General features: G+C 67.2%; 15 protein-coding genes and 1 pseudogene. 6 read left to right on the top strand and 10 right to left on the bottom strand.

Translation table 11 applies throughout. The features are described from left to right. Positions 1 to 157 precede the first annotated feature (157 nt). Complete coding sequence (locus ACG2LG_RS22015; protein WP_396262715.1) at positions 158 to 499, top strand: DUF4190 domain-containing protein; 342 nt, start codon at positions 158 to 160, stop codon at positions 497 to 499. A 15-nt stretch (positions 500 to 514) separates the two neighbouring features. On the opposite strand, the gene ACG2LG_RS22010 is transcribed toward ACG2LG_RS22015, so the two are convergent. Both ACG2LG_RS22010 and ACG2LG_RS22005 read right to left on the bottom strand, forming a co-directional pair. Beyond that, positions 515 to 856 (bottom strand): MmcQ/YjbR family DNA-binding protein, encoded by a 342-nt coding sequence (locus ACG2LG_RS22010; protein WP_396262717.1) that lies wholly within the window; start codon positions 854 to 856, stop codon positions 515 to 517. A gap of 66 nt (positions 857 to 922) precedes the next feature. Further along, entirely contained in the window at positions 923 to 1,054 is a 132-nt protein-coding gene (locus tag ACG2LG_RS22005) for a hypothetical protein (RefSeq protein ID WP_396262713.1), read from the bottom strand. A 152-nt stretch (positions 1,055 to 1,206) separates the two neighbouring features. Here ACG2LG_RS22005 and ACG2LG_RS22000 point away from each other — a divergent pair, with 152 nt between their 5' ends. Beyond that, positions 1,207 to 2,106 carry an oxygenase MpaB family protein gene (locus tag ACG2LG_RS22000; protein ID WP_396262711.1) on the top strand — a complete coding sequence of 300 codons (900 nt, stop codon included), beginning with the start codon at positions 1,207 to 1,209 and terminating at the stop codon, positions 2,104 to 2,106. 10 nt (positions 2,107 to 2,116) lie between these two features. Here ACG2LG_RS22000 and ACG2LG_RS21995 read toward each other — a convergent pair whose 3' ends face one another. The 5 genes and pseudogenes from ACG2LG_RS21995 to ACG2LG_RS21975 all read right to left on the bottom strand — a co-directional run bounded on the left by ACG2LG_RS21995 (position 2,117) and on the right by ACG2LG_RS21975 (position 6,824). Continuing rightward, positions 2,117 to 2,962 carry a peptidyl-prolyl cis-trans isomerase gene (locus ACG2LG_RS21995; RefSeq protein WP_396262709.1) on the bottom strand — a complete coding sequence of 282 codons (846 nt, stop codon included), beginning with the start codon at positions 2,960 to 2,962 and terminating at the stop codon, positions 2,117 to 2,119. Continuing rightward, positions 2,959 to 3,630: a ribulose-phosphate 3-epimerase gene (gene rpe / locus ACG2LG_RS21990; protein ID WP_396262707.1), complete on the bottom strand. Its 672-nt coding sequence runs from the start codon at positions 3,628 to 3,630 to the stop codon at positions 2,959 to 2,961. Before rpe ends, ACG2LG_RS21995 begins: the two co-directional genes overlap by 4 nt. 327 nt (positions 3,631 to 3,957) lie before the next feature. Then, positions 3,958 to 5,244 carry an alpha/beta hydrolase gene (locus tag ACG2LG_RS21985; protein ID WP_396262705.1) on the bottom strand — a complete coding sequence of 429 codons (1,287 nt, stop codon included), beginning with the start codon at positions 5,242 to 5,244 and terminating at the stop codon, positions 3,958 to 3,960. A 93-nt stretch (positions 5,245 to 5,337) separates the two neighbouring features. Continuing rightward, a pseudogene (locus tag ACG2LG_RS21980) lies at positions 5,338 to 5,919 on the bottom strand (DUF1080 domain-containing protein); the annotation flags it as partial. Between the two features lie 137 nt (positions 5,920 to 6,056). Then, entirely contained in the window at positions 6,057 to 6,824 is a 768-nt protein-coding gene (locus ACG2LG_RS21975) for a hypothetical protein (RefSeq protein ID WP_396262703.1), read from the bottom strand. Positions 6,825 to 6,984: 160 nt separating this feature from the next. Here ACG2LG_RS21975 and ACG2LG_RS21970 point away from each other — a divergent pair, with 160 nt between their 5' ends. The 3 genes from ACG2LG_RS21970 (at position 6,985) to ACG2LG_RS21960 (ending at position 12,044) form a co-directional block, all read left to right on the top strand. Then, a complete protein-coding gene (locus ACG2LG_RS21970; protein WP_396262701.1) occupies positions 6,985 to 8,469 on the top strand; it encodes a B12-binding domain-containing radical SAM protein in 1,485 nt (494 codons plus the stop codon). An 81-nt stretch (positions 8,470 to 8,550) separates the two neighbouring features. Then, entirely contained in the window at positions 8,551 to 9,780 is a 1,230-nt protein-coding gene (locus ACG2LG_RS21965; protein ID WP_396262700.1) for a DUF3142 domain-containing protein, read from the top strand. Continuing rightward, on the top strand, positions 9,777 to 12,044 hold the full coding sequence (locus ACG2LG_RS21960; protein ID WP_396262698.1) for a tetratricopeptide repeat protein: 2,268 nt from the start codon (positions 9,777 to 9,779) through the stop codon (positions 12,042 to 12,044). Before ACG2LG_RS21965 ends, ACG2LG_RS21960 begins: the two co-directional genes overlap by 4 nt. 10 nt (positions 12,045 to 12,054) lie before the next feature. Here ACG2LG_RS21960 and ACG2LG_RS21955 read toward each other — a convergent pair whose 3' ends face one another. Next, a complete protein-coding gene (locus tag ACG2LG_RS21955; RefSeq protein WP_396262696.1) occupies positions 12,055 to 13,347 on the bottom strand; it encodes an ammonium transporter in 1,293 nt (430 codons plus the stop codon). Between the two features lie 135 nt (positions 13,348 to 13,482). Between ACG2LG_RS21955 and ACG2LG_RS21950 the strand changes: the two genes are divergently transcribed. Then, positions 13,483 to 16,077 carry a DEAD/DEAH box helicase gene (locus tag ACG2LG_RS21950; protein ID WP_396262694.1) on the top strand — a complete coding sequence of 865 codons (2,595 nt, stop codon included), beginning with the start codon at positions 13,483 to 13,485 and terminating at the stop codon, positions 16,075 to 16,077. A 53-nt stretch (positions 16,078 to 16,130) separates the two neighbouring features. On the opposite strand, the gene ACG2LG_RS21945 is transcribed toward ACG2LG_RS21950, so the two are convergent. Beyond that, positions 16,131 to 16,331 (bottom strand): hypothetical protein, encoded by a 201-nt coding sequence (locus tag ACG2LG_RS21945; protein ID WP_396262692.1) that lies wholly within the window; start codon positions 16,329 to 16,331, stop codon positions 16,131 to 16,133. 1 nt (position 16,332) lies between these two features. Next, positions 16,333 to 19,062, bottom strand: a complete 2,730-nt coding sequence (locus tag ACG2LG_RS21940; RefSeq protein ID WP_396262690.1) for a TOTE conflict system archaeo-eukaryotic primase domain-containing protein — start codon at positions 19,060 to 19,062, stop codon at positions 16,333 to 16,335. Positions 19,063 to 19,140 lie beyond the last annotated feature (78 nt).

Raw genomic sequence — 19,140 nt, 5'->3', positions numbered from 1 at the left:
ACGGATTACGCAGATTTTCTGGACTCTTAAAATCTGCGTAATCCCCTTAATCTGCGGTTCCAAAAACTACCAATCTGTTGGACGGGCTACACTAGCCTCCATCGTCGAATTGAGCGCGGACTTGGCAGGGGCGCGAGGGTGTGAAAGCTGGGGATGCATGAGCGACGATCCCTACCAGAGTCCTTCGAAGCAGGCTCCGCCACCGGTGCCGCCCGCGCAAGGCGAGCGGCTGGGCGATCAGGTGGGCATGCGCTTGCTGCTGCCGGTGGGCAATTCCGGATGGGCGATCGCGTCGGGCTACCTCGGCCTGGTTTCCGTGCTGCTCATTCCGGCACCCTTCGCCTTGATCACGGCGATTCTCGCCTTGCGTGACATCAGGCGATCGAAGGAGACGAATCGCCGCAAGCACGGCACCGGGAGGGCGGTCTTCGGCCTGCTGATGGGGACGCTGGGCACCGCAGCCGGACTTCTCCTGTTGACCAGGTTTCTGGCCAACTAGGCGTTACGCGATGCTTCACGGCCGCCTGCTTTTCGGCAGCGAGGCGACGACGAGTTCGTAGGAGTGGTCGATGAGCCCGGCCATCAGCTCGGCGGGGATGGAGCCGTCGAGGGTGACGGTGTTCCAGTGCTTCTTGTTCATGTGGTAGCCGGGGATGATGCCGTCGAACTCCTCGCGGAGCTCGATCGCGCGCTGCGGATCGCACTTGAGGTTCATCCGTGGCGGGAAACTGCAGGGATCCGTGAGGGCAAACATCTTTCCGGCGACCTTGTAGACCAGGACCTCGGGGCCGAAGGGCGTGGTTTCCTCGGTGCCGGGCTTGGCCAGGCAGCGGTCGATGGCGTCGGGCAGGTCCATGACGGTCCGCAGCGTGATCCACTTCCGGTGTTTGGTCGAGGGTTCGCCGTGTGCCGGGGAATGCACCTATCGCTTGCGATCCTCTTCCTTGCGTTTGCCGCGTTGTTTCGGATCGCGGATGAAGATCGTGAACAAGGCGACATGGGCGAGCACCACCAGCGCGGTGGCTCCGAGCGCGATCCAGAAGGCCGAGGGCATGGCAACCATCAAGCGTGATGCCGGCTTCGGGCGATACGCCGGATGTGGGAAAGCTTGCGCTTATTTGAGTGGGACGGCTCGCGACCGGGGATGGAGGACGATGGCCGAAGCGGGGCCTTGCCCGGTGCCGAATCCGGTGAACCTTGCGGCGGATGATCACGGCAATCCAGAAAATGGTGGGACGGCGGTTCCGGGCGCTGCTGACCAGCACGCCGGACGGTCGGATTCCGTGGCTGGAAACGGTGGCCGGGGGCAAGGGTCCGGGCTTCTACCGTCCGGACGATGCGCCGTGGGTGGTGCACGCTGACATGGCGACGCTGGTCGGCGGCGTGCGGGCGCTGTTGATGCAGGCGCTGCACCCGGGGAGCCTCGCCGGGGTGCGCGAGCATTCGCGCTACAAGGACGATCCGCTGGGCCGCCTGGCCGGGACGATCCAGTGGCTGACGGTCACGACCTATGCATCGCGCGAGTCCATCCTGGCCGAGGCGGCACGGGTGCGGGGGATGCATGGCAAGGTGCGCGGGAGCTACATCGATGCCGAAGGTCGCGAGCGCGAGTATTCGGCTTCGGATCCCGAGCTGCTGCTGTGGGTGCACATCGCCTTCATGGATTCCTTCCTGCGCTGCCACCAGGCCTACTCGGCGGTGCCCATCCCGGGCGGGGCCGACGCGTATGTGCGGCTGTGGGCGCAGTCGGTCGAGCCGCTGGGTTTGAAGGAGGCACCGCAAGACGAGTCGGAACTGCTGGAGGCGGTGGCGCGGTTCGAACCGCAGCTGACGGTGTCGGAACACACCCGGGAGGTGATCGGCTGGTTGCGGCGGCCTCCCCTGCCCCCGGTCTCGCGGCTGGCCTATCTCGGCTTGTTTCAGGCGGCCCTGCTGACGCTGCCGGAGCGGCAGCGGAAAATGATCGGACTGAGGGCGTGGCCGCGGTGGATGGTGGTGCCGCCGACGCGGTTCTTCCTGCGGGCGCTGCGGTGGTTGATCGGTCCCGAGGACCCGGTGCGCGAGGCGGCGGTGGACCGGCTGCGGCGCGACGGGGTGATTGCGTGACGTGATCCGCTCAGGCCTTTTCGATCTCCGACGTTTGCCGTAGTTCGACGGCAAGCTGGTGGAGGGCCTCGCGGCGCCGGTCGGCAATGCAGAGATCGCGGATCTCGTCCCGGATGTCCTCGAAGGCGGGAACGTGTTCCGGCTCGAGTTTCTCGATCCGGACGAGGTGCAGGCACTGCTCGTAGAAGAACACCGGGCTGACCTCGCCCTCGCGCAGCGAGAACAGCATCGTTTCGAAACCGTTGAGCAGCCGCTCGTGCTCGATCCAGCCGAGGTCGGTCTGCTTGTCCTCGCGCGAGGTGTGCTCATCGGCCAGGGTCGCGAAGTCCTCGCCGGCGAGGGCGCGCTCGCGCACGGAGAGCATCAGGCGGTACTCGCCCGGGGGGTCGCTGTCGGGAAAGCGGACAAGGTGCCGGACCCTGGCCCGCGCGCGCTTGCGGAAGCGGTCCTCGTTTTGTCCGAACCATTCCCGCAAGGCCGCCTCGTCGGGCTCGGGCAGGTCGGCCCAAACGGTCTCGGCGAACTTCTCCATGCGCATCCGCGCCACGGTCTCGTCGCGCAGCTGGTCGCGCTGTTTCTCGAGCATTTCCCACGAGGCCCCGTGGCTCCGCCACTCGCGGAGCGAGTCCTCGAGCTTCGTGCGGACCTCGTCGGCGGGCGGTTCGGGCACTCGGCGCTCGGCCTCCTGGGCGAGCAGCACGCCCTCGATCACCTCCTCCTCGGCCCGCTCGCGGAATTCCTCGTCGCGCTCGCAGCAGGAGACCTCGGTCGCCGCCTCGGCCTCGGACTTGATCCGCATGAACGCCTCGTCGATGAGGTCGGGATCGACCGTCTCGCCATTGACCTTGAGCATCATCGGGCTTCGCGGATGGATCGGATCGCGGCGGCCATGTCGGGCACGCGGAAGGTCGAGGAGCCGGCGACCATCACGTTGGCTCCGGCGGCGGCGGCGGGACCCGCGGTGTCGGCGTCGATGCCGCCATCAACCTCGATGTGGAAGTCCAGCCCGCGCTGCTCGCGCCACCCGGCGGCGGTTTCGACTTTCGGCAGCACTTCGGGCATGAAGGCCTGACCGCCGAAGCCGGGAACGACCGTCATGCACAGGAGCAGGTCGATCTGGTCGAGGAAGGGTTCCACTTCCGCGATCGGCGTCGCCGGGTTGAGCGCGAGCCCGGCGAGGCAGCCGGCTTCGCGGGTCCGGCGCAGGGTTTCGGCGACGTCGTGGTCGGCCTCGACGTGCACGGTGACCAGGTCGGCGCCGGCCTCGAGGTAGTCGTCGAGATAGCGGTCGGGCCGGGAAATCATCAGGTGGACGTCGAGGAAGATGTCGTTGTGCTCGTGGACCGCCTGGATGACCGTCGGGCCGAAGGAGATGTTGTTCACGAAGTGGCCGTCCATCACGTCGAGGTGCAGCCAGTCGGCCCCGGCGCGGATCGCGCGGGTGACTTCCTCGCCGACTTTCGAGAAATCGGCGGCGAGCAGGGACGGAGCGATCACGCGGTCGTGGCAGGTCGGTGGGATCACGTCGACAACCTAAGGGTGCCGTGCCGGGTGCCAAGTGCCGAGTGGGCCGGGCGCGATGATCCACTGCCGCCTGCCGGGAGTGGCTCCTTGCAGGAGCCATGCCGGGGCTGGGCGACGTCCACGTCGCGGAAGGGGGGATCGACGAATCACGGACCCGCTGATCGCACTCGATCGGTGGCTGGACGAACGCCGGGAGTGTCTGTTCCGGCCCTGCGGGGAAACCCGCCGAACGACGCGGCTGGAAAGCCGCCAAGCCCCGGCATGGCGCTTCCCCCTTCGCCAAGGCTTCGGAGGACAGGTGCAAAGCGCCACTCCTGCCGCGAAAGGCTAGTTGCGCCGGAGCTTGACGCCGGGTCGTGACAGCCGCTTGCGCAGTCGCTCGGGATAATCCGCCGGAAGGCTCCAAAGCACCGGATGACCTTCTTTTTTCAGGGCGCGCTCGGCCGGGCCGAAGTCACTGCGCACGGCCAGGATCAGGTCGCTGCTGGCCCAGGGGTGATCGAACCAGTAGCGGTGTCCGTCGATGTCGAAGCCCCGCTGGGCGGAGCCGCGGGAAACATCGATGACCTCGAGCCGTTTTGCGGAGCGGACGATCGCAGCCTGCTCCGGCGGCAGGGGTTCGTCTCTCACGGTGCCGATGCGCACGTCGCCGCCCATGAAGATGGAACTGGATTTCAGCGCCCCGTCGTTGTCCGAGGCGGTCACCACAACCCGGTTCGCCAGAGCGTCCAGTTTCGGAATCGCCGCAACGAACTCGTCGCCCGGGACGTCGGCGGCGGCGAGATAGACCGTGCCGATCCGGAACCGGTTGCGCAGCGAAGACGTGCCTTTCGCATGGCGGTCGTGGAGTTCGGACAGGGCCTCGGTCACCACCCGGCCACCGGCGCTCCACGCGACGATGTGGATGCGGCGCGCCTTCGTTCGCGTGGCAAGCCCTTCCAGCAGGGTCGTGAGCGCATGGGCGTGGCGGTAGGCCCGCCGGACATCTCCGCCGGACGCGTAGGCGAAGATGTTCTGCCGCGTCGGCCAGGCGAAGGCGAGCGACGTCATGTCGCGCCCCATGAAGTGATCGAGCTGCGCGGCGAAGGCGCAGGCGTTGTAGAAGTTGACCTTCGCGCCGTGGACGTAGATGAGCAGGTCCTTGTCGCGGGCGGACTCGATTGAGTCGTTGAGATCCGCGAGCAGCCAGGAAACGGCGCTTTCGGGGGAATCGGAGCGGTCATCGGCCGGGTCGAAGGAGCCGGCTTCGATGACGCCGGAAAGATTCAGGTCGACCACGCGCTCGCGTTCCCTCTGGCGCGAATAGCGGTGCAGGTCGGACCAGGAAACGTCCGGGCCGCCGAATCCGACAAGGGCGAGTCCGACCGACACCTGGTCGCTCTCGCCGTTGCCGTAGTCGATGCGCTGGAAGTCGTCATCCCGCTTGCGCGTCGTGGCGTAATAGACGCGCCGCGGCTTGAAGCGCTCGGCCTTCGGGATGTGATCCAGGGGCCCGACTTCGCTTTCCGTGAACACCAGCGGCGTGGGCATCAGCGGCTGGATGCTCAGGCCGCAGGCGGACAACAGGATGGCGGACGCCAGCAGGGACAGGTTCAGGATCGCGCGTGGAAGCATGCCACCAGAAAAGATCATGCCCGGGGTGGTAAGCCCGTGACCGGTTCATCGCAAGCCCTGTCCCCCGCCCCGCGCGGCGATGCGTCTCTACTTGAGCTCCTTGATCCGCAGGTTGCGGAACTTGTAGGTCTGGCCCTTTTCGCCGTGGTGCTGGATGCCGATCGGGCCCGAGGCGTCGGCGCTGTCCCAGGCGTCGGTGATGAGCACGTCGTTGACGTAGATCCGGATGTGCGGGCCCTTGCAGACGATGCGGTAGCGGTTCCAGTCGTTGCGCTTGAGTGCGTTCCTGATCTCGGGTGTGGCGAAGTGGGCCATGCCTTGCTCCTTGGTCTTCGCCTTGTCGGAGATGTTCGTGGTGCCGTCGCGGCCGGGCCACAGCCACTTGCGGCGGCCCTCGTCGTAGAGGCCCCCCGACCAGCAGCGGTCGGAGCCGTCGACCTCGGCCTGGTAGCCGAAGACCTTGTTGGGCCCGACGTGGCAGCGGAACATGAAGCCGCTGTTGGCCTTGCCCTCGGGCAGCTTGATTTCGCCCTCGAACTCGAAGTCGGCGTAGTCCTTTTCGGTGACGAGGAAGAACTTCTTGTTGGCGGTCAGGTGGATCTCGCCGTCGACCACCTTGGCCTCGCCCCACTCGTAGGGGTTCTTCCAGCCGCTGGTGTCCTTGCCGTTGAAAAGGTCGACCCAGCCGTCGTCGGCGAGCGCGGTGGTAGTGCCGGCAACCAGGGCGACGGCGAGTGAGATCAGTCGTTTCATGGGGATGGCCTTAGTTTCCCGAGTGGGGCCGCGAACTCAAGCGAGTTCTGGTGCGTGGATCACCATTCCTCCTTCGCGGCATCCAGCAGCAACCGGAACTCCGGGTCGGCGAGGAGGAGGTCGACGAACTGGCGCGCGGCGAGCCGCCCGGCCTCGGTATCGCTCGGATAGTGAAAGCCCGCGATTTCCCGGTTGCGGGCGATGCGCAGGGCGTCCTTGCGATAAATTTCCGCGCGGGCGGGGTCGAGCTCCTCGAGCAGATAGGCGATGGTGAAGGCTTGGGTGCTGTGGCCACTGGGATAGGCCGGGTGCCCGGGAACGGGAAAGAGATGACCGAGCCCGGGATCGAGCACGCTCGGGCGGATGCGGTCGTGGCGGTGCTTGAGCGAGAAGATCACGAGGCTCAGGTCGGGCGTCATGGCGTCGAGCATCCGGCGCGTCGCGGGTCGCTCGGTGGACTTCAGAAGGATCCCGTAGCGATGCTTCCCGAACTGGAAGCCGTCGGAGGTGAGTTCCCGCCGGACTTCGCCGCGTTTTTCGGCCCGCGACTCGCGGATCTCGTGCAAGTGCGCGAGTTCCGCCCGGGTGCGGGGCGAGCTGTTCGCCGGGGGTGCGGGGATGATGATCCGCTTGCCCCAATCGTCGGGCAGGTGGCGTGGCGTGGCGCGGGTGAAGGCGAGGAAGACCGGATCCCAGCGTTGCGTGTTGGTAAAGCGCCGCTGGTCCTGCTCCGCATCGACCCCGGTGCCGGAGAGCTCGGAAGGCTCCGCGCCGGCAAGGGTGGCGAGCATGGCGAGGAGCAGGGTGATGGTCCGGCGGAGTGCCATTCGACGAGTGGGGATCAACCGATCTCCGGGAGATTACCCGGAATGCCGGCGGGAGCCTTCATGAAAAACGAGTTTCATTGCCAAGCGCACGGGGCGGGAAAGCGCCGCTTGCCGTCACGAAAGCCATTGCAGTGACCTGGCGCACGGCTATCGTCGGGGGTTGAAACACGTCCTCCTGGTCTACCCGGAGGTTCCCGAGACCTTCTGGAGCTTCAAGCACGCCTTGAAGTTCGTGCGCAAGCGGGCCGCTCTGCCGCCGCTCGGATTGCTCACGGTGGCCGCGATGTTGCCACCCGCCTGGGAGCTGCGGCTGGTCGACCTCAACGTCGGTCCGCTCGACGACGCCGACCTTGAATGGGCGAATCTCGTCTTCATCGGCGGAATGATCGCCCAGGAAGCCTCGGCCCGCGCGGTGATCGGGCGGTGCCGGCAGGCGGACAAGACGGTGGTCGCGGGAGGGCCGCTGTTCACCAGCGCGCACGCCGATTTCGACGAGGTCGATCACTTCGTGCTCAACGAGGCCGAGCTGACCCTGCCGGAGTTCCTCTCCGACATCGAAGCCGGCAAGCCCCGGCGGCTGTACACGTCCGAAGGATTCCCGTCGCTCGACCGGACCCCGGTGCCGCGCTGGGACCTGATCGACATGCGGCGCTACGCCTCGATGAGCGTCCAGTACTCGCGCGGTTGCCCCTTCGATTGCGAGTTCTGCGACGTCACCGCGAAGTTCGGCCGTCGCAGCCGCACCAAACCGACCGTCCGCGTGATCGCCGAGCTCGACGCGCTGGCCGCCGCCGGATGGCGCGGCCCGGTGTTCTTCGTCGACGACAACTTCATCGGCAACAAGCGCAAGCTGCGCGAGGACCTGCTGCCGGCCCTGATCGAGTGGCAGCACGCCCACCGCCACCGCTTCGACTTCTACACCGAGGCCTCGATCAACCTCGCCGACGACGGCCCGCTCACCGAGTCCATCGTCGCCGCCGGCTTCGACACCGTCTTCATCGGCATCGAAACCCCCGAGGAAGCGGGGTTGGCCGAGTGCAACAAGCGCCAGAACCGCGGACGCGACCTGGCCGCCGACATCCGGCGGCTGCAACGCGCGGGCCTGCAGGTGCAGGGTGGATTCATCGTCGGCTTCGACTCCGACACCCTCTCGATCTTCCGGCGCCAGTTGGAGTTCATCCAGCAGAGCGGCATCGTCACCGCGATGGTCGGCATGCTCACCGCGCTGCCCGGCACCCGTCTGCACGAGCGCCTCGGGCGCGAGGGGCGGCTGCTCGGATCCTCCAGCGGCAACAACAGCGACGGCACCACCAACTTCCTGCCAAGCATGAGCCTGGAATCGCTGCGCGACGGCTACCGCGGGCTGATGCACACCCTCTACTCGCCGGGCCCCTACTACCGCCGCGTGCGCACCTTTCTGCGCGAGTTCCATCCGCCGCGGATCCGGTGGCGTTTCAATCCCCGCCAGGGGCTCGCCTTCCTCCGCGCGTCGTTCCGGCTCGGTGTGATCGGGCGTGGACGGTTCCGCTACTGGGGCTTGCTGGCATGGACGACCTTCCGCCGGCCGGCGCTGCTCCAGACCGCGGTGACCCTGGCCATCTACGGCTACCATTTCCGCCGCTGCGCCAGCGCGCTGGGGGCCTGACGTCGGTGGAAACGAAAGCCCGGCCCCACCGGAACCCGGTTCTCGCGCAGACCCACCGCATGTGGGATACCCGGCCCTGTCATGCATTGCCGACGACCGATCGCCATCTGCGGGCCCTTGCTCGCGATCGGCCTGACCGCGTCGTCGTGCGACAAGCACGCCCCAAGCGAGGCCCCGCCGCCCCTGACCGCCGAGGCCTACGTCTGGCAGGACCCCGCCCGCCCGGAGGTCCGCGAGGCCGTCGCGGCAGCGCACCCCGCCTTCGGCACGCTCCATTTCCGCGCCGCCGAGTTCCGCTGGACCGGCCGCGATTTTGCCATCGACCAGGTTGTCACCGACCGCCTCCCCTCGCCCGGCTGTGGACTGGTGGTCCGCATCGGACAATCGGCCGCCCAGCTTGAGTGGACCGACGCGCAATGCCGCGCCGTGGAAGCGTGCGTCGCCTCACTGGCCCGCCTCGGCCCGCGTGAAATCCAGTGCGACTACGATTGCCCCCAGGCGCGCTTGGGCGACTACTGCCGTCTTCTCAAGCGCTTGCGCGCCGCGGCGGGGGCGGTGCCGGTCGTGCCGACCACGCTGCCGAGCTGGCTCGCCGAGAGCGGCTTTGCCGAGCTCGCGGAGGAGTCGCCGGGATACGTGCTGCAAGTCCACTCGCTCACGCTGCCCCGCGCTCCGGAAGAGGAGGTGGTTTTGCTCGATCCTGCCCTGGCCCGCCGCTCGGTGGACCGCGCCGCCGCCCTCGGCGTGCCGTTCCGCGTGGCGATGCCGACCTACGGCTGCGAGGTCTGGTTCGATGCCGGTGATCGGGTGATCGAGGTGATTTCCGAAGACCGTGCGCCCGAAGGACTCGCCCCCGCCCGCCGGTCCTACGGCTATGCGGAACCGGCCATGGCCGCGAAGTTGGTCGGCGGGTGGATCGACGCGCGCCCCGCCGGACTCACCGGGGTGATCTGGTACCGACTGCCCATCGCCAGCGACCGCCGAAACTGGGCGTGGCCGACGCTCCAAAAGGTCATGCGGGGAGAAATTCCCAAGCCCGGTCTGCGCATCGAAGCCGCGGAGTCCGGCGGGGACGTCGCACTCGTGAACCACGGCGACGCCCCCGCCCGCCTGCCGCTGCGCTTGATCGCCCGGGGACCGATCCAGGCGGCCGACGCGATCGGCGCCTACCGCCTCGAAAGTGGCGGCACGGAAACCGTCTTCCGCTTCACCGGAGATGGCTGGCCGTGGATCGAACCGGCAAATCGCCTCGTCGTGGGCTGGATCACCACGCGTGATCCTGCTAGCAAAGTGACATGGGAAATCGAATGAGGTGGAGTGGATGGCTGGTCGGCGCCGCGCTGCTTGCCGACGGCACCGGACGAGCGTGCGGACCGTTCTTCGCCGACACCGTCCTGATCCACCCGCAGGCCGTGCTCGACGTGCCGCCGGTCTCCTACCTCAGCGAACTGGCGGAGGTCGCCGGAATTGACGGGCCGATCACGATTCCCTCCGGCATCGACCGCCTCACCCAGGTGCCGGTCGAGATCGCCGAGCTTGAAGCCCACTGGCGCGCGGAGGGAGTCGATGAAGAAAAAATCACGAAGCGCGCCACCCGCTACCGGACCCAGCGCACCGCGCTGCTCAACTCACTGACGCGTGAACGCCTGAACGACCTGGCCGAGGAAGACGCCCCGGCTCCCCCCGCGCCCCTCGACCTGGGTCCCGGATTCCCGGCCGATGTCGTGGACTATCTCAAAGGGGCACGGGAACTCGCCGCGGGGAACAAGGACGGAGCGCGGGAGATCTGGCGGAAAATCTGCCAGCGCCCCGCCGCCGAGACACGGATGCGCCGGGCGTGGGCGGCGTGGATGCTCGCCTCGACCACCGATGATCGCGACGAGGCCGTCAAGTGGTACCGCGAGGTCATCGCCATGGTGAAGGCCGGCGCCGCCGACTCGCTCGGGCTGGCAGGGGGCGCCCACGGCTGGCTTTCCACGCTCGATGCCGGCGACGACCCGGTCGAGGCGATCCGCCTGACCTATCTCGCCGTCAAGGCCGGCCACTACCGCTCGGTCCCCGACCTCCGGAACCGCTGCGCCACCATCGTCGCCCATCCGGATCCTGCCGTGCTTGCCCGCGCCGCCCGCGACCCGGAAATCCGGAGCCTGATCCACCTCGAATTCTTCGCCCGCCTCGACGGACCGCAATTTTCCCCGATCGGAGAGGCCGAGCAAAAGCCGCTGGCCCGCTGGCTCGAGGTGCTCGACGCCGAGGCCACCGGCCCGGACCCGGATGCCGCCCGCATCGCCTGGGCCCTCTACGCCACGGGGCGCTTCGACGAGGCGGCCGATTGGCTCAAACGTTCCGACGAGGCCGACCCCCGTGCGGGTTGGTTGCGCGGCAAACTCGCCCTGCGCGCCGGCCGCATCGACGACGCAAAACGGGAACTGGCGCAATCCATCGAACGAGAGAAACAGGACCCGGAAGGCTGGACCCCCGCCAATCCGCTGCTCGACGGTCTGTGGGGTCATTCCGGACCCGAACGGGCCTCCTCCGCACAGGGCCGCTTGCTCGCGGACCTCGGGATGGTCGAGCTTTCGAGTGGCGAGTATGAAAGCGCCCTCGAATCCCTGGTGGAAGGCGGCTACTGGGAAGACGCCGCCTACGTCGCCGAACAAGTGCTTTCGGCCGATGAACTCCGGGATCACCTGCTGGAAGTCGCCCCCGAATGGTCGGCGGCGGCCGTGGATTTCTGGTCGGGAGCCGAGCAGTCCACCGAATGGGGCGGGACCTATCGCTATGGTGGACCCGCCGACCCCACCCGCTTCGAGCAGGGCCCGCGCCACGACCTGATGCCGCCGATGACCGAGCACGACCAGCTGCGCTACCTGCTGGCGCGACGGCTCGCCCGCGAGTGGCGCTTCGACGACGCCCGCGAGTGGATGCCGCCTTCGCTGATCCCGCTGTTCGACCACTACGTCGCCCTGCACCGCGCCCGGCGGTCCGGTCACCATCGCGGCGAAGACCTGGCTGCCATCACGTGGAGGCAGGCCCTCATCCACCGCATCTGGGGCATGGAGATGTTCGGCACCGAATCCAGTCCCGACGGCCATCTGCACGACGGCTCCTTCGCCGCGAGGGACTTCGCCGAGCTGCGTGGCTGGTGGGGCGGAGCGGAGTCGGAAGCACCGAGCGAATTCGTCCAGGAACTCGGACCGCCTGTCCTTGCCGTGAGCCAGGACGAGATTCGCCGCATCCAGGCCCACCGCCTGCCCGAGGAAAAGCGACAACGCTTCCACTACCGGTTCACCGCCGCCGAGATCGCCTGGAAGGCGGCTGCCGCGCTCCCGGACAACCACCCGCAGCTCGCCGGCATCTACCACACCGCCGGCCTGTGGCTCGCGGACCGGGATCCGCAGGCGGCGGATCGCTTCTATCAGGCCCTCGTCCGCCGCTGCGCCGGCACCGAGGACGGCCGGCGCGCCGACGCCAAACGGTGGTTCCCCGGCGACATCGCCCGCCCCGGGCAATGGCACCCGCTTCCCGGGTCACTCGAACCCCGGAGCCTCCCTTCGCCGCCTGGCGAAGGGTAATGACGGATCCTCAGCCTTCGGTGTTGTAGGCCTCCTCGCCGTGGGTGTTGCGGTCGAGACCGCCCATCTCCTCGTCCTCGCTCACGCGCAGGCCGACCACCAACTTGGCCACCGTCAGTCCGATCAGTGCGGCGGCAGCACTCCACGCGATCGTCACCAGCACGCTCAAGGTCTGTGCCCCGACCTGCTTGCCGACGGTCATGCCTTCGGCCAACGCGCCCTCGCGCAGAAAGACTCCGGTGAGGATCGCGCCGATGATCCCGCCCACGCCGTGCACGGCGAAGACGTCCAGCGAGTCGTCCACCTTGAGCATGTGCTTCAACTTGGTCGCAGTGAAATAGCAGCAAAAGCTCGAGAGCGCGCCGATCGCCAAGGCTCCGCCGACCGTGGTCGACCCCGCCGCCGGCGTGATCGCCACCAGGCCGGCCACCGCACCGGTGGCCACACCAACCGCGGTCGGCTTTTTCTGAATCAGCCACTCGAGTCCGGCCCACACCACCACCGCGGTTGCCGTCGCGGCATGGGTGGTAAGCATCGCCATGCCAGCCGAAGCGTCCGCCGCGCAGGCCGAACCGGCATTGAATCCAAACCATCCGACCCACAGCAGCGCCGCCCCGATCACGGTGAAGGGCACGTTGTGCGGGGCCAGGGCGGCACTCGGGTAGTCGCGCCGGCGCCCGACCATGATGCAGGCCACCAGTCCGGCCACCCCGGCGTTGATGTGGACCACCGTGCCGCCGGCGAAGTCGAGCACGTTCCAGCGGTGGAACAGCCCGCCGCCCCAGGCCATGTGCCACACCGGGATGTAGGCCAGCACCGTCCAGATCAGGGTGAAGATCAGCATCGCCGAGAACTTCATCCGCTCGGCAAAGGCCCCGACGATCAGTGCCGGGGTGATGATGATGAAGGTCATCTGGAAGGTCAGCCACACGCTCTCGGGGATCGAACCGTTGAGCAGTTCGGGCGTCAGGTGCTTGAGCATCACCTTCGATCCATCGCCGATGAACAGATTGTCCCCGCTGCCGGTGGCGAAGCTCGCCCCGAAGAGGATCCAGACCAAGCTCATCACGCCGGCCATCGCGAAGCATTGCACCAGGATGGACAGCACGTTCTTGGTCCGGACCAGACCACCGTAGAAAAGCGCCAGACCCGGAAGGGTCATCAACAGCACCAGCACCGTGGCCACCAGCATCCAGGCGGTGTCACCACTGTCCGGGGCGGGGCTGTCCTGCGCCGCGGCAGGCAGGACGAGGAGCAGAAGCCACATGAGAAGCGACAATCCGGGAGGTTGCAAACGGTTCATGGTGAGGGGTTTCTCAACATCCGGAAGGCATCTGTCCAGCTCCCGCTGCGTGCTCCTTTCCGGAGAATCGACATTCCTGTCGATCAACCCCACCTCGCTCTTGCATCGCATCGGGCTTCTCCCGAAGTTCCATTCATGCCCGCCAAAAAGTCCCGCAAACGCCGCAAACCCTCAACCCCGCCGCTTCCTCCCGCCGGTGACTGGCGCAGCACCGACGAGCAGGAAGTCCTCCGCCGCGTCCAGCGCGCCCGCGACGAGAAGCACTCGGTCACCTCGCTCAACGACGCCCATCCCGTCCTCTCCCGCTTCGACGTCGCGTCCCCCAGCGGCATGACCTATCAGGTCGAGATCCGCGACCCCGCCACTCGCGCCTTTTCCTGCACCTGCCCCGACTTCCGCACCGCCGGACTCGGCACCTGCAAGCACGTCGAGGCCACCCTCATCCGCCTCAAGCGCCGCCACCGGGGAGACTTCCGCGCCGCGGAAAAGGCCGGCTCGCCCTTCATCGACATCGTCCCCGATGGCGACACCCTGCGCGTCGAGCGCAACCTCGCCTCGCTCCCCGCCTCCCTGCGCCCGCTCTTCGACGACAGCGGCACCCTTGTCGCCGACCCAGACGAGGCCCTCGAAAAACTCCGCCGTTCCCGCGCGACCAAACTCCGCCTGTCGCAGGACATCGAGCCCTTCCTAGAGCACCGCCGCCGCGCCGCCGAACGCCGCGCCCTGCGCCGCGACTACGAGACCGGCGTCGTCGAGGGCCGCCACCCCGAACACGTCACCCTGCTGCCGCTCTACCCTTACCAGCGCGAGGGCATGCTCCACCTCGCCTTCGGCGAACGCGCCCTGCTGGCCGACGAAATGGGCCTCGGCAAGACCATCCAGGCCGTCGCCGCCAGCGCCCTGCTCCACCATCTCGGAAAGGCCGAACGCGTGCTGGTCGTCACCCCCGCCTCGCTCAAGACCGAGTGGGAGGAGCAGATCAAAAAGTTCACCACCCTTTCCCACCAGCTCGTCTTCGGACCCCGCTCCGCCCGTCTGAAATACTACACCGATAGTAGACCTCCCTTCTTCACCCTGGTCAACTACGAGCAGATCCTCGCCGACGGCCTCGACATCAACGAGCACCTGCGCCCCGACATCGTCATCCTCGACGAGGCCCAGCGGATCAAGAACTGGGCCACCAAGACCGCCCAGGCAGTCAAGCGCCTGCAGAGCCGCTACGCCTTCGTCCTCACCGGCACGCCGATCGAGAACCGCATCGACGAACTCTACTCCATCGTCGATTTCCTCGACCCCGCCCTGCTCGGCCCGCTGTTCCGCTTCAACCGCGAGTTCTACGAACTCAACGAAAAGGGCCGGCCCGAGAATTACAAGAACCTCCCCGCCCTGCGCGAGCGGGTGAAGCCGGTGCTCCTGCGCCGCCGCAAGCACCACGTCGAGACCGAGCTGCCCGACCGCACCGACCGCAACCACTTCGTCAAGCTCACCCGCGCCATGCGCGACGACTACGACGAGGTGAAACAACAGGCCTCCCAGCTCATCCAGCGCTCGCTCAAGCGTCCGCTCAAAAAGGAGGAGTCCGAGCTGCTGATGATCCTGTTGGGCATGATGCGGATGATCTGCGACTCGCCCTCCATCATCAAGAACCGCGACTGCGACCACTGTCCCAAGCTCGACGAACTCGACGGCATCCTCGACGACGCCCTCAGCGATCCCGACGTGAAAGTCATCATCTTTTCCGAGTGGGAAGGCATGCTGCAAAAGGTCCGCGACCTCGCCGAAGCGCGCGGCATCGGCTACGCCTGGCACACCGGCAAGGTGCCGCAGAAGAAACGCCGGGGCGAGATCCTCTCCTTCCGTCAGGATCCCGACTGCCGGCTCTTTCTCAGCACCGACTCCGGCGGCGTCGGCCTCAACCTCCAGAACGCCAGCGTCGTCATCAACTGCGACCTCCCCTGGAATCCCGCCCGCCTCGAACAGCGCATCGCCCGCGCCTGGCGCAAGCATCAGACGCGTCCCGTCACGGTCATCAACCTCGTCGCCGAGGACACGCTCGAGCACCAGATGCTCGCCACCCTCGACAACAAGATGAACCTCGCCGAGGGCGTCCTCGACGGCTCCGACGACGCCCTTGCCAAAACGAAGCTCAAGCGCGGCCGCGAGGCCAACCTCGCCCGCCTCAAGCAATTCCTCGGCACCGTGCCGAAAGGGAAAGCCGCCAAGCCGAAAGCCCCGCCCGCCGACCCTGCCCAGCACTTCGCCGACCGCGCCCGCGAAGCCCTCGGCGAGGCACTCATCCACTGTCAGGAAGCCATGCTCCCCGGCGACGCTGAGCCAGTCCTGCTCACGGTCCTGCGCGACGCGGCCCGCAGGCCCACCGTCGAGGAACTCCACCGCGAAACCGACTGGCGTGGTGGCACCCCGCGGCTCCACGTCCTCGACCCCGCCACCTGGACCGCCATCCGCCAACTCGCCGACAGCGGTCTTCTCACTCTCAACACCCGCGCCACCCGCCACCTCGCCGGCGACCCGCCGCCGGAGCCGACAAAACCCGCCCTTACCGAGCAACAGAAGCAACGCATCGCCGAGTTGAAGGCCTTCGCGGCCAAGAAGGAAAAAGTCGCCAAGCTCCTCATCGAAAGCGACCTCGCCGACGAGGCCGAGGAGCATCGCAAGGCGGCGGAAAACGCGCTGACCGAGGCGGCGGAGATCGAGAATTCCGCCTCATGATGCCCGGCGGTGTGCTCCTATGGCATCCGGCGTCTCGGGCTCTGCCCTCCTTTTCACCCCCGAAAGGTCACGATCTCAAACCACCCGAGCACCGCAAAATCCCGCTCGTTGTTGGTGATCAACCGCTTCACGCCCGCCCGACGGAAGCCCGCCGCCAGCAGGGTGTCCGGCAAGCGCTTGCGCCCGAGTCTGTGGCGGGAAAGCCAGGCAAGGAAATCCGTCACCGCCTCTCCGTCCGGAAACACCCGGACCACGCTACTGCCGGAATCTCCGCCGGTGCGCCACCGCGCGGTGAATGGCATCGAGCGTGGCGTCGAGGTGTTTCGCGAGATCTTCGGCGAGGAAGCGCAGGACGTGGCAGCCGTTTTCCTGCAGCAGTGCGTCCTTGCGGCGGTCGCGACGGTAGGCCTCCGGGTCGGCGAGGTGCTGCGGCCCGTCGATCTCGATCGCGATCTTCAAGTCGTGGCTAAAAAGATCCACCTCCATCTCGCTCCAGCCGTCGAACGGGATCGGTAGTTTCTGGTTGAGCCAAAACAGGCCGGCGGTTTCCGGGAGGGACCCGAGCCGCCGGAAAAGGAAGGCCTCCGAAGCGCTGCGCGCCCGGGATTCGTCATCGGTGGGACGGCTGGCGGCGACAAACAGCCCCGCCAACGGCACATCCACCCCGTCGCGGATCAGCCGCCGGACGCTTGCCGCATAGTCGCGCTTCCACAACGGATCGATCGGCAGCGGCACCTCCGCCGGCCAGCCGGGCAGGGCGCTGGCCGGGAGCAGGATGGTGTAACCCACCGCCTCGTAGCCCGCACAGCGTTTGTCGAACATGCGGGAAAGCATCGGCACGTCGAGGTCGGCGTAGTCGTGGATGCGCACCTCGCGCTTGCCGTCGTGCAGCCGGTGGAGGCGCCCGGCATACTGGGCGACGGTCCCGCGCCACGACACCGGCATGGTGAGAAACAGGGTGTCGAGCCGCGGATCGTCGAAGCCTTCGCCGACGAAACGCCCGGTGGCGATGACCACGCGACCTTCATCCTCGGGGATCGTGGTCAGCGATTCCATCGCTTCGCGCAGCACCTTGCGACCCATCCCGCCGCGCAACACGACCAGGTGCTCGACATGGGGGCGGAGGAGTCCATCGAGGATCTCGATGTGCTCGGTGCGCTCGGTTAGAACCAGCGGGGAGCGTCCTTCCCGCAAGGCCGCCAGCACCTCGTCGCGGATCATCTCGTTGCGTGGCACACAACGCATCAGCTCGTCGCACAGGTTCTGGTATTCCAGTCGCCGATCGGGATCGGGCTCGACCATCGAGCGGAATCCCGTGGGCCGGACGATGACGTGGTGGCTGAAAGGACGCGCCTCGGCCTGCCGCTTCGCATCGACCCGATGGCGCACCGGCCCGCACTGCATGAAGATGATGGGATGATGCCCGTCCTTGCGCGTGATCGTGGCCGAGAGGCCGCAAACGAAACGTGCCTTCGCCCGCCGGGCCACCAGCTCGAAACTCTGCGCCGAGAGGTGGTGGCATTCATCCACGATCAGATGCCCATAGTCCGCCACCCGGTCATCGACCACCCCCTTGCGCACCACGCTCTGGATCAGCGCGACATCGAGACCGCCGGTCAGTTTCCGTCGTCCGCCACCGAGTCTGCCGATGGATTTGACCGGGATGTCGAGGAAGGCAGAAAGTCGCTCGACCCATTGCTCCATCAACTGCTGCCGGTGGACGAGGACCAGCGTGTTCACCCCGCGGGCGGCGATCAGATGCGCGGCAAGCACGGTTTTGCCGAAGGCGGTGGTGGCGGCAAGCACGCCGGTGTCGTGGGCCAGCATGGCCTTTGCGGCTGCTTCCTGTTCCGGGCGAAGCGTGCCGGTGAACTTCACCTCCAGCGGCTCTCCCGTCACCCGCTCGTCGCGGATCCGCCGCTTGATCTTGTGGGCCCTGAGCAAGGTCTTCAATTCGTCGATGCACCCCCGCGGCAGGCCGATGTGTTCCGGCAGGTCTTCGGCGCAGCTGATGATACGAGGTTTGCCGTAGGTCGGCAGCCGCATCGCCTGGGCCCGGTAGAACTCCGGATTCTGGAAAGCGGCGAGACGCACCAGCCGGTTTCGGAGCGCGGCGGGAAGTTCGTTCTTTGCCAGGTAGATCTGATCGCCCAGCACCAGCTCGAGTTCCGCCGGCAGCGGCGGCCCGATCGGCGGTTCGCGGCGACGCCTCGACGGCGGGGCGTTCCACGGCTCGTCATCTTCCCCGTCATCGGCCGAAACGAAACGCACGCCGGTCACCCGGCCGCGGGAGTCGGCATCGCGGGCCAGGGTCTTCACCCGCTCTTTCTCGATTCGTTGGATCCCGGAAAGGAAGGCCCACTGGTCGGGCCACGGCGTGAGCGCGTCATCCACGAACACGCTGTTGCCATTCATCCGCGGCTCCTTTTGCAGCGGCAGCGCGATCAGGTTGCCGAAGCCGCCCTTGGGCAGCGTGTCCTGGTTCGGAAAGAGGCGGTCGTAGGAGGCGAGGCCGAGTTCTGGACGGCGCTCCATCGTCTCGGTCAGAAGAAACGATCCGAGCTTGCGGGCGAGGGTCGCCGGCACCGCCTCGGCGAAGAACAACCAAACGTGCCCACCATTTCCCGAGCGCGAGCGTTCGAGAGCCGCTGGGATCTCCAGGTTTGCGCAGGTTGCCATCACCGCACGCACGTCGTCGCCCCACGCTTCCTTGTCGAAATCGATGGCGAGGAAACGGCAGGTCTCGTCGGCCAGCATCGGATAGACCCCGGCGACGAAGTCCGCGCCCGTCTTGTCCCGGCCCGACAGATGCCAGTGGATCATTTCATCTGTGACCGGCAGGAAGGCGCGGTGAGCGCAGTCGGCGCATTTGATCCGCGGCTTCTCGCACACGCCGCGCACCCACTCGTTGCCGCAGGCCGGAGCATAGCCGGCGCGACCGGTCCGCCGACTCTCGAAGCGCCGGGGATAACCCGCATTTCTCATACTCCCGGTGGCGATTCGCCGATGGGGGGCTCGATCTCGGTGAGAGATGAGATCAGCGGCTTTTGAGCACCCTCGGCG

It is taken from the genome of Haloferula sp. A504 (assembly GCF_044385805.1).
Lineage (GTDB): Bacteria > Verrucomicrobiota > Verrucomicrobiia > Verrucomicrobiales > Akkermansiaceae > Haloferula.
The sequence above is the reverse complement of the archived record's forward strand: the minus strand, read 5'-3'. Positions and strand labels throughout refer to the sequence as shown.